We start from the raw sequence: 10,182 nt of genomic DNA on the forward strand, positions 1-10,182 counted from the left end.
CGTTGACCGATATCGTGACCGACGCCCACCTGCCGGATAAAACCCGCGAGGCGCTGGAGACCCTTTCCCCGCAGCTGATCATTGCCGACTGACTCGCAGGCTGCCGTCAGGGCAGACGGGCGATATTGGCCTTGATCACCGCGATCGACTGGCTGAACTTCGCCTGCTCTTCGCCGGCCAGCTGCAGTTCGATGATCTGCTTCACGCCACCCTGGGCCAGCACCGCCGGCACCCCAGCCGCCGCGCCGCTGACCCCGTACTCGCCGTCAAGAATGCAGGAGACCGCCAGCGCGCGGTGGCTGCCGGTGAAGATATTGCGGCAGATCTCGGCGATGGTCCCTGCCACGCCATATTCGGTGCAGCCTTTACCCGCGTAGATCTCAAATCCCAGCTTGCGCACTTTGTCAGCCATCGCCTCGCGATCGAGCGGCAGGCCGGTGCGCTGCTGGTAGAGGTCGGCGATTGGCGTGCCATATACCGAGGAGTGCGACCACACCGGAAACTGGGTATCGCCATGCTCGCCGAGGATAAAGGCGTCGATGCTCTGGGCGCCAATCTCCAGTTCCTGCGCCAGCAGGGGACGCAGGCGGGTGGTATCCAGCCAGACGCCGGTGCCCAGCACCTGGCTGCGCGGCAGGCCGGAAAGCTGCCATACCTGCCAGGTGATGATGTCGCAGGGGTTGGTGGCCACCAGAAAGATGCCGTTAAATCCGTTGGCCATCATCGTCGGCACAATGCTCTTCACAATCTTCGCGGTGGAGGTTAGTTCATCCAGCCGGCTCTGGCCGGGGCGCAGCGCGCCGCCGGAGACGGTGATCACCGCGATATCGACATCGGCGCAGTCGCTGGCCTCGCGGGTGGAGATGGTCATCATCCCCGGCAGGTAGGCCGCGGCGTCGCTCAGGTCCTGAGCGTGGGCCTCAGCGCGCTGTTGGTTAAGGTCGACGAGGATCAGCTCCTCGCAAATGCTCTGGTTGAGCAGGGCGTAGGCCGCCGACGCGCCGACATTGCCGGCGCCAATAATCATCACTTTACGGGCTTTGGTGTGCATATTCAGATCTCAAGTACGAACAGCAGCGGATAAAATTACTGTGTTTCAGTTGGTTAGCGCAATAGGCGGGCGGCAATATAAGTTAATGCTATGTCGGGAAAAGCCGCCGGCCGCGCTACAGTGGGGTAAAAAAGGAGCTCACCTATGTACACCATCACCGACATCGCCCCTACCGACGCCGAATTTATCGCCCTGATTGCCGCCCTCGACGCCTGGCAGGAGACCCTCTACCCGGCGGAGAGCAACCACCTGCTGGACCTTAGCCAGCTGCCGCCGCAGACGGTCATCGCCCTGGCGATCCGCAGCCCGCAGGGCGAGGCCGTTGGCTGCGGGGCTATTGTTCTCAGTGAGGAAGGCTTTGGCGAGATGAAGCGGGTCTATATCGATCCCCAGCACCGCGGCCAGCAGCTGGGAGAAAAGCTGCTGGCGGCGCTGGAAGCGAAAGCGCGTCAGCGCGACTGCCATACCCTGCGCCTGGAGACCGGTATCCATCAGCATGCGGCCATCGCCCTCTACACGCGCAACGGCTACCAGACCCGCTGCGCGTTTGCGCCGTATCAACCCGATCCGCTCAGCGTGTTTATGGAGAAACCACTGTTTGCCGATCTTCGTTCAGCAGCGCTATAAACGCCTCCAGCTGGCGGGTTTTGGCGCCCCGGCGCCACACCAGCCAGGTGGTGAGCCAGCGCCACTCTTCGGCCAGCGGCCAGGCGGAAACCTGCTGATGGCCGGGCATACTCTCCAGCATGCTGCGCGGGATCAACGCCAGGCCGGCGCCGGCGATGACGCAGGCCAGCATCCCGTGGTAAGACTCCATCTCGTGGATCCTGCCCGGGGTCGCTCTGTCGGCATGAAACCAGCTCTCAAAATGCCGGCGATAGGAACAGTTGGCGCGAAAGGCGTAGACGTTGGCCCCGTTCACTTCGCTGGCGCGGGTGATGGGTGCGTGGCCGTAGGGGGCGACGATCATCATCTCTTCAGGGAACACCGGCAGCCCCTCCAGGCCCGGATGCACCAGCGGGCCGTCGACAAACGCGGCGCTCAGGGCGCCTTCCAGCACGCCGTCGATCATCGTCCCGGAAGGGCCGGTTGAGAGCGCCAGATGAATTTTCGGGTAGCGCTGATTAAAGTGGGCCAGAGTGCTGGGGATCCGTACCGCCGCGGTGCTCTCCAGCGAACCAAGAGAAAACAGCCCCTGGGGTTCGTCGCCCGCCACCACCATTCGCGCCTCGTCCACCAGGGCGAGGATCTGCTGGCTATAGCGCAAAAAGCTGTGTCCCGCAGGCGACAGGCGCAGGCGCTGGTTCTCGCGGATAAACAGCTCAACGCCGAGGTCGGCCTCCAGCTGGCGGATGCGGGTGGTGAGGTTGGACGGCACGCGATGCACTTTCTGCGCCGCCTGGGTAATGCTGCCGGTGCTGGCGACAGCGTTAAACATCTCTAGCTGAGTCAGGTCCATGATATTCTTCTTTTGTGAATGCGTTGCTTAATATTATTCATTTTCAATGAATGGAAAGGTAAGCCAGAATACGGACACTTCGCAAGCAACGAGAGAGAATAATGATGAATTTATCTGCAACGCACGCCGTCTCCGTCAATCCGACTACCGGTGAGGTGGTCTCCTCGCTGCCGTGGGTCAGCGAACGCGAGGTCGACGCGGCCATCGCGCTCGCCGCGGCGGGCTATCGCCAGTGGCGTCAGACGCCGCTTGCCGACCGCGCCGATGCCCTGCGCCGCATCGGGGCCGCGCTGCGCGCCCGCGGTGAAGAGGTGGCCCAGATGATCACCCTTGAGATGGGCAAGCCGATCGCTCAGGCGCGCGGCGAGGTGGCCAAATCGGCCAACCTCTGCGACTGGTACGCTGAACACGGCCCGGCGATGCTGGCGACGGAAGCTACCCTGGTGGAAAATAACCAGGCGGTGATTGAGTATCGTCCATTGGGCGCCATACTGGCGGTGATGCCGTGGAACTTCCCGGTCTGGCAGGTGATGCGCGGCGCGGTGCCGATCCTGCTGGCCGGCAACAGCTATCTGCTGAAGCATGCCCCGAACGTGATGGGCAGCGCCCGTCTGCTGGGCGAAATTTTTGCCGCCGCCGGCCTGCCGGATGGTGTATTTGGTTGGGTGAACGCCACCAATGACGGCGTTTCGCAGATTATCAATGACGACCGCATCGCGGCGGTGACCGTCACCGGCAGCGTCCGCGCCGGGAAGGCGATTGGCGCCCAGGCGGGCGCGGCGCTGAAGAAATGCGTGCTTGAGCTGGGGGGATCCGATCCCTTTATCGTGCTCAACGATGCCGATCTCGATGAAGCGGTGAAAGCTGCCGTCACCGGCCGCTATCAGAACAGTGGCCAGGTGTGTGCGGCGTCGAAACGCTTTATCCTCGAAGCCGGCATTGCCGAGGCCTTCACCCGCAAATTTGTCGACGCCGTGGCAGCGCTGAAGATGGGCGACCCGCGCGATGAGCAAAACTACGTCGGACCGATGGCGCGGTTCGATTTACGCGATGAACTGCACCAGCAGGTAACGGCGACCCTTGATGAAGGAGCGACTCTGCTGCTGGGCGCGGAAAAAATCGAAGGGGCGGGCAACTACTATGCGCCAACGGTGCTGGGCAACGTCACCGCCGGGATGACCGGCTTTCGTCAGGAGCTGTTTGGTCCGGTAGCAACCCTGACCACCGCTCGCGACGCTGACCATGCACTGGCCCTCGCCAACGACAGCGAGTTTGGCCTGTCCGCCACGGTCTATACCACCGACGAGGCGCAGGCCCAACGCTTTGCCCGCGAGCTGGAATGCGGCGGCGTCTTCCTCAATGGCTACTGCGCCAGCGACGCCCGCGTGGCCTTCGGCGGCGTGAAGAAGAGCGGTTTTGGCCGCGAGCTGTCGCATTTTGGTCTGCACGAGTTCTGTAATGCGCAGACCGTCTGGAAAGACCGTCGCTAATCAACGTTAGCCCCTGACGACAGTCGTCCACGTCTGCTATACTCGCCCACCGAATTTTGATGGTGGGCAAGGAGCCGCGTGTGGCGACGGTTATCAATAATGCAATGCTGGAAGCCATTCTGGCAGAAATCAGGCCGCTGATTGGCCGCGGAAAAGTGGCGGATTATATTCCGGCGCTGGCCAGCGTCAGCGGCGACAAGCTTGGTATCGCGATCAGTACGGTGGACGGTCAGCACTTTGCCGCTGGNGATGCCCATGAACGTTTTTCCATCCAGTCAATCTCCAAGGTATTGAGCCTGGTGGTGGCCATGAACCACTATCAGGAGGAGGAGATCTGGCAGCGGGTGGGGAAAGATCCTTCCGGCCAGCCCTTTAACTCGCTTCTGCAGCTGGAGATCGAGCAGGGCAAACCGCGCAACCCGTTTATCAACGCCGGGGCACTAGTGGTCTGCGACATGCTGCAGAGCCGGCTCAGCGCCCCGCGTCAGCGGATGCTGGAGATTGTCCGCCGTCTGAGCGGCGTGGCCGATATCGCCTACGATCCGGTGGTGGCTCGCTCAGAGTTTGAGCATTCGGCGCGCAACGCCGCCATCGCCTGGCTGATGAAATCCTTTGGTAACTTCCATAACGACGTCGCCACCGTGCTGCAGAACTATTTCCATTACTGTTCGCTGGAGATGAGCTGCGTTGAGCTGGCGCGAACCTTTCTGTTTCTCGCCGACCGCGGCATTGCTCCGCATCTCGACGCGCCGGTTATTGCGCCCATCCAGTCCCGCCAGGTTAATGCCCTGATGATGACCAGCGGCATGTACCAGAACGCCGGTGAATTCGCCTGGCGCGTTGGCCTGCCGGCGAAATCGGGCGTCGGCGGCGGGATCGTGGCGATTGTCCCGCAGGAGATGGCGATCGCCGTGTGGAGCCCGGAGCTTGACGACGCCGGGAACTCGCTGGCCGGCGTGGCGATGCTGGAAAAACTGACTCAGCGGATGGGGAGGTCGGTGTTCTGATGGTCGATCAGGATCGCTTGTTTGCGCGCCTGGCGCGCTCGACGTTTCGCTCACGCTTCCGTCTGGGGGGGAAAGAGCGGCAATATTGTCTCGATAAGGGACCGGAGGTCATCGATCGGCATGCCGCAGACTTTATTCGCCAGCGGCTGGCGCCTGCTGCGCCGATCAATGATGGCAAGCAGACGCCGATGCGCGGTCACCCGGTGTTTATCGCCCAGCACGCGACCGCTACCTGCTGTCGCGGCTGCCTGGAAAAATGGCATGCCATTCCCCACGGCCGCGCGCTGAGTGAGCCGGAGCAGGACTATATCGTGCAGGTCATCCACCGCTGGCTGGTGCTACAAATGAATGCGCCGTCTGTGCGCTAATTTGCATTTGATCGGCGCCGGAGTATGCCTGATAAATATTCTCATGTTATGATAATCCGCTAACTAACTATTAACATAATAATTTCCTGAAACAATTAGACGGATAATTACTGAATGTCTTCACTGTCGATTCGGTNATTTACGCTGTTTCGTGAAGAACAACCCGTGCGCGATGCATTGGTCTTATTTACGTTAACGCTACTGCTGCATTTTCTTGGCGCTATGCTGCGTCTGGTGCAGGAGCTCTCTTTCTTCTGGCCGCTCAATGCAGTGATGGCCGGGATTTTTGCACGCTATGTATGGCTTAACCGCAGCTATTTTTATGCCGTCTGTTTTGCGGCAATGCTGGTCTATGACGGATTAACCTCGCGCTGGGGAATGGGCTTTGCCTCATTGCTGATTAACTTTTCCAATATTGTCTTTATTGTGACGCTGGCGCAGCTGGTGCTGTGGGATAAACGTCGCGCCGACTCCATGCCGGGCCCGATAAACGCGCTTAATTTATTCTGTTTCTGCCTGTTAGCCGCCTTACTGTGCGCAGCGGTCGGCGCGCTGGGGTCGGTGGATGTTGAACGCGCCACCTTCGTTCCCCAGCTGGCGGACTGGTTTAGCGAACAGTTCTCAACGGCGGTATTAATCCTGCCCTTTATTCTGACCCTGACGCTGCCTTCGGCATTAAGCGGTTTTCGCTTTCGCCAGCTGCTGCCGGTGCTGGCGCTGGTCCTGTCAATTGCGCTTGGCGTGGCGGTAGGCGGCGCGGGCAGCATTACCTTCCCGTTACCGGCTTTGATCTGGTGCGCCGTACGCTATCCGCTGCCGCTGACCTGTCTGCTGACTTTTCTCACTGGCATCGGCGAAATACTGCTGGTCGCTAATTCGTTAATTCACTTTTCGCCAGATGCGCGAATGCAGCCGTGGCAGCTGTTCTCCACCCGCCTCGGAATTGCCGCCATGCTGATTAGCCCGGTGATTGTCGCATCCAGTGTCGAAGCGATTAACACGCTGGTGAAGCAGCTGGCCCTGCGCGCCGATTTTGACTTTCAGACCCGCGTCTATTCTCGTTCCGGACTGAGCGAAGCGTTGAAGCGTCAGACGCTGCCGGCGGATAAGCTGCTGACGGTGATGGTGCTGGATATCGATGGCTTCAAACGGGTGAATGATGCTCTGGGCCATGAAGGCGGCGATTGCGTGCTGACCCAGTTTGCCCAGCAGGTTCGACAGCTGGTGGGTGAGCAGGGGATGGTGGCCCGTATCGGTGGCGAAGAGTTTGCGGTGGCCGCCGTCGTCGACAGCGCCCAGCAGGGTTATTTGCTGGCGGAAAAGATCCGTCACGGGGTGGAGTCGCAGCCTTTCGGCCTGGGCCAGAACCCGATCCACCTGACCATCAGTCTGGGACTGGAGACGCGCGAGGTAGGCCACGCCCGCATCACCGAGCTGTTTAACCAGCTGCTGTTGGCGGCGGACGATGAGATGGTGAAAGCCAAACAGAGCGGTCGTAACCAAATTTGTATGCCGACGCTGACCGAAAGCGCGCCATAAGAAAATCCTATCGGGATCCTGCTTGTGCTAATTTTTGGTTAAAAACATAGTGATGTGGTCGATAACAGGGAGCTTTTATGACCACATCCTTTTCACTGCGCACGCTCTCGCGTGACGATATTCTCCATCACCTCCCGGCATTAAGCGAGATCCTGGCAAGCTGCGTCAACGGCGGCGCCTCGGTGAGCTTTATGCTGCCTTTCGCGCCGCAAACGGCGATAACGTTCTGGCAACGCACTGCCGACAGCGTGGCGGCCGGGGAGCGCATTGTTCTGGCCGCCTTCGATGCGGAGGAACGTCCCGTTGGCACCGTGCAACTTATCACCAGTCAACCGGAAAACCAGCCCCATCGAGCGGATGTCGCCAAATTATTGGTTCACCAAAATGTCCGCCGCCAGGGGATCGCCCAGGCGTTGATGAGCGAGCTGGAGCGCATTGCCCGGCGGGAAAGGAAGACGGTGTTGGTGCTTGACACGGCGACCGGCAGCGGGGCGGAACAGTTCTATGCCCGCTACGGCTGGGAAAAAGTGGGGGAAATTCCGCGCTATGCGCTGATGCCCGACGGCGAAATGACTGCCACCTCACTATTCTATAAGTTTCTGCCCTGACGGCCGCTATTGCAGATTGCTTTGATCAAAACAGGGTTTCACTGGTAGCAAAACCTGATAACTTATTGGACCAATTACTCAGGTTGTATGACTACTATTAGAGGGAACCCATTGTGAAAACTTTAAACCGTCGTGATTTCCCCGGCGCGCAGTACCCTGACCGTATCATCCAGTTTGGGGAAGGTAACTTCCTGCGCGCATTCGTTGACTGGCAGATCGACCTGCTCAACGAGCATACCGACCTGAATGCGGGCATCGTGGTCGTGCGGCCTATCGCCACAGATTTTCCGCCTTCGCTGAACACCCAGGATGGCCTGTACACGACTATTATTCGCGGCCTGAACGAGCAGGGCGAAGCGGTCAGCGATGCGCGTCTTATCCGCTCGGTCAACCGGGAGATCAGCGCTTACGCAGACTTCGACGCTTTTTTACGCCTGGCGCATAACCCGGAGATGCGGTTTGTCTTCTCCAACACCACCGAGGCGGGCATCAGCTACCATGCCGGGGATCGGTTTGACGACGCGCCGCCGGTCAGTTATCCGGCGAAACTGACCCGTCTGTTGTTTGAGCGTTACCAGTATTTCGCCGGTGCGGCCGACAAGGGATGGGTGATTATTCCCTGCGAGCTGATCGATTATAACGGCGAGGCGCTGCAGGCGCTGGTGCTGCGCTATGCTAGCGAATGGGAACTGCCGCAGGCATTTATCACCTGGCTGACCTCAGCGAATACCTTCTGTTCGACGCTGGTGGATCGCATTGTGACCGGCTATCCGCGTGATGAAGTGGCGGCTCTCGAGGCGCAGACCGGCTATAAAGATGCTTTCCTTGATACCGCTGAGCATTTCTACCTGTTCGTTATCCAGGGACCTGCCTCGCTGGAAGCCGAGCTGCGTCTCGATAAACTGCCGCTGAATGTGCGCATTGTGGACGATATCAAGCCGTATAAAGAACGCAAAGTGGCGATCCTTAACGGGGCGCACACCGCGCTGGTGCCGGTGGCCTTCCAGGCCGGGATCGACACCGTGGGTGAGGCGATGAACGATGCGGAGATTTGCGCGTTTGTCGAAAAAGCGATTTATGACGAGATTATTCCGGTGCTGGATCTGCCGCGCGATGAGCTGGTGTCATTCGCCAGCGCCGTGACAGGGCGCTTCCGTAATCCCTATATTAAACATCAGCTGCTCTCGATTGCGCTCAACGGCATGACCAAGTACCGCACCCGTATTCTGCCGCAGCTGCTGGCGGGGCAGAAAGCGCATGGCGCGCTGCCGCCGCGTCTGACCTTTGCCCTGGCGGCGCTGATCGCCTTTTACCGGGGAGAGCGGGATGGTGAGAGCTATCCAGTACAGGATGACGCCGACTGGATATCGCGCTATCAAACGCTGTGGGCCCGCCATCGCGATGGCCAGATGAGCACTCGCGAGCTGGTCACCGCCGTGCTCAGCGTGGCGGATCACTGGCAGCAGGATCTGAGCCAGATCCCGGGGCTGGTGGAGCTGGTGACTGCCGACCTTGACGCTATCCTGACCTGCGGTATGCGCGACGCCGTCAAACCTCTTTGCTGATAGTCCATCTATACACCCGGCTGCGGCCGGGTTGTGCAGGATTTTTATTAGTTACAACATACTATTATGCTAACCTGTAAAAGCCGGTCAGTGGCTCCTCTGCATACGGCTTTTTAGTGCCAAATCGTTCCGAACAGCAGGAGAATTATGGCCGAAGCGCTTGAACAAATATCTGCGCAGGAAAATAATGACCTCAACTCATATCTCCTGCCAATATTCGCAGGCTAATGCATTCATCTGTAAGGAAACTCTCATGGTCATCGATATCCGGGAAGTACGGCCCCACGACAAAGCCGAATGGCTTCAGCTTTGGCAAGGCTACACTCGTTTTTACGGTTGCCCGCAGCCGGAAGAGGTGACCGAATGCACCTGGCAGCGGATGCTGGATGTAAACTCGTCTGTATTGGGTAGAGTCGCGGTGGTGGATGATGCGGTGGTCGGCTTCGCTATCTGTGTTCTTCATGAGGGAACCTGGGTTACCACGCCGATCTGCTATCTGGAGGATCTGTTTGTCGATCCCGCCTTCCGTGGACAGGGTATTGCCAGAACCATGATTAAGTCGCTGCAAAGCGAAGGGGCGGACAAAGGCTGGTCGCGGCTGTACTGGCATACGCGCCGTGATAATCCCGCCCGTCATCTGTATGATGAGTTTACCCCGGCTGACGATTACGTACGCTACAGGATCACGCTTGAGTCCTGAAGCGGTAAGAGGTTGTTAAGCTTTTCCCGCTATAACAGGGGAAACAGGCTCAGGAGAAGCAACGATGGAAAAACGTCTTGAAACAGTGGTCAATGTGATTATGTTTCTTTCGCTATTGGCAACGGCCTGGGATCTCTCGCTGGTGCATCATCTCGCGTGGTAGTAAATTATATCATCTGAAACGCGGCGCCTCTTGCGGCGCCGCCTGTCTCATTCACCCGCCATCTTCCCTGCGCTAAAACTCCAGTCCTCCAGTTGGTTAAACTGGATAACCACCATCACGTCCTGCGGGCTGACCGCCATCTCATCGTCTAACCGTGCGCAGAGCCGACGATAGAGTCCTTGTTTCTGCGCCCGGCTGCGCGGTTTTCCAGCGAAANTATGAAACAATACGA

11 protein-coding genes and 1 pseudogene are annotated in these 10,182 nt (G+C 59.1%); 9 read left to right on the forward strand and 3 right to left on the reverse strand.

Annotation, left to right across the window (positions count from 1 at the left end; all coding sequences use genetic code 11):
* Positions 1–92, forward strand: a pseudogene (locus VZP09_RS08165) (DeoR/GlpR transcriptional regulator); the annotation flags it as partial.
* Positions 93–106: 14 nt separating this feature from the next.
* On the opposite strand, the gene VZP09_RS08170 reads toward VZP09_RS08165, so the two are convergent.
* A complete protein-coding gene (locus VZP09_RS08170) occupies positions 107–1,051 on the reverse strand; it encodes an L-lactate dehydrogenase (RefSeq protein WP_328795036.1) in 945 nt (314 codons plus the stop codon).
* A 144-nt stretch (positions 1,052–1,195) separates the two neighbouring features.
* Between VZP09_RS08170 and VZP09_RS08175 the strand changes: the two genes are divergently transcribed.
* Positions 1,196–1,678, forward strand: coding sequence for a GNAT family N-acetyltransferase (locus VZP09_RS08175; protein WP_002904493.1), 483 nt, complete (start codon positions 1,196–1,198; stop codon positions 1,676–1,678).
* Here the strand turns inward: VZP09_RS08175 and ptrR are convergent.
* The gene (gene ptrR / locus VZP09_RS08180; RefSeq protein ID WP_002904495.1) at positions 1,632–2,510 is read right to left on the reverse strand and encodes a putrescine utilization regulator PtrR; all 879 of its coding nucleotides are present in this window, start codon (positions 2,508–2,510) and stop codon (positions 1,632–1,634) included. The genes VZP09_RS08175 and ptrR overlap by 47 nt on opposite strands.
* 101 nt (positions 2,511–2,611) lie before the next feature.
* On the opposite strand from ptrR, the gene sad reads away from it, so the two are divergent.
* The 7 genes from sad to VZP09_RS08215 all read left to right on the forward strand — a co-directional run bounded on the left by sad (position 2,612) and on the right by VZP09_RS08215 (position 9,787).
* Positions 2,612–4,000, forward strand: a complete 1,389-nt coding sequence (sad, locus tag VZP09_RS08185; RefSeq protein ID WP_160558078.1) for a succinate-semialdehyde dehydrogenase — start codon at positions 2,612–2,614, stop codon at positions 3,998–4,000.
* Between the two features lie 59 nt (positions 4,001–4,059).
* A complete protein-coding gene (gene glsB, locus VZP09_RS08190) occupies positions 4,060–5,007 on the forward strand; it encodes a glutaminase B (protein WP_004143533.1) in 948 nt (315 codons plus the stop codon).
* Entirely contained in the window at positions 5,007–5,375 is a 369-nt protein-coding gene (locus VZP09_RS08195; protein ID WP_002904598.1) for a DUF4186 domain-containing protein, read from the forward strand. Before glsB ends, VZP09_RS08195 begins: the two co-directional genes overlap by 1 nt.
* Before the next feature lie 114 nt (positions 5,376–5,489).
* A complete protein-coding gene (locus tag VZP09_RS08200) occupies positions 5,490–6,914 on the forward strand; it encodes a GGDEF domain-containing protein (RefSeq protein ID WP_328795037.1) in 1,425 nt (474 codons plus the stop codon).
* 77 nt (positions 6,915–6,991) lie between these two features.
* Positions 6,992–7,522, forward strand: a complete 531-nt coding sequence (locus tag VZP09_RS08205) for a GNAT family N-acetyltransferase (RefSeq protein WP_110210510.1) — start codon at positions 6,992–6,994, stop codon at positions 7,520–7,522.
* A gap of 113 nt (positions 7,523–7,635) precedes the next feature.
* Positions 7,636–9,087, forward strand: a complete 1,452-nt coding sequence (locus VZP09_RS08210; protein WP_071068218.1) for a tagaturonate reductase — start codon at positions 7,636–7,638, stop codon at positions 9,085–9,087.
* 253 nt (positions 9,088–9,340) lie between these two features.
* Entirely contained in the window at positions 9,341–9,787 is a 447-nt protein-coding gene (locus VZP09_RS08215; RefSeq protein WP_023341529.1) for a GNAT family N-acetyltransferase, read from the forward strand.
* A gap of 210 nt (positions 9,788–9,997) precedes the next feature.
* Here the strand turns inward: VZP09_RS08215 and VZP09_RS08220 are convergent.
* Positions 9,998–10,182, reverse strand: a 185-nt coding sequence (locus tag VZP09_RS08220; protein WP_328795038.1) for a tautomerase family protein, incomplete at its 5' end; no start/stop codon positions are given.

This window comes from Klebsiella sp. EMBS2024 (genome assembly GCF_036233805.1).
Taxonomy (GTDB): Bacteria; Pseudomonadota; Gammaproteobacteria; order Enterobacterales; family Enterobacteriaceae; genus Klebsiella; species Klebsiella pneumoniae.

Excerpts from the sequence above, each read along its gene's own strand:
- VZP09_RS08175 (WP_002904493.1), top strand. The coding sequence starts at position 1,196 with ATGTACACCATCACCGACATCGCCCCTACCGACGCCGAATTTATCGCC.
- VZP09_RS08215 (WP_023341529.1), top strand. The coding sequence starts at position 9,341 with ATGGTCATCGATATCCGGGAAGTACGGCCCCACGACAAAGCCGAATGG.
- ptrR (WP_002904495.1), bottom strand. The coding sequence starts at position 2,510 with ATGGACCTGACTCAGCTAGAGATGTTTAACGCTGTCGCCAGCACCGGC.
- sad (WP_160558078.1), top strand. The coding sequence starts at position 2,612 with ATGATGAATTTATCTGCAACGCACGCCGTCTCCGTCAATCCGACTACC.
- VZP09_RS08170 (WP_328795036.1), bottom strand. The coding sequence starts at position 1,051 with ATGCACACCAAAGCCCGTAAAGTGATGATTATTGGCGCCGGCAATGTC.
- VZP09_RS08195 (WP_002904598.1), top strand. The coding sequence starts at position 5,007 with ATGGTCGATCAGGATCGCTTGTTTGCGCGCCTGGCGCGCTCGACGTTT.
- VZP09_RS08205 (WP_110210510.1), top strand. The coding sequence starts at position 6,992 with ATGACCACATCCTTTTCACTGCGCACGCTCTCGCGTGACGATATTCTC.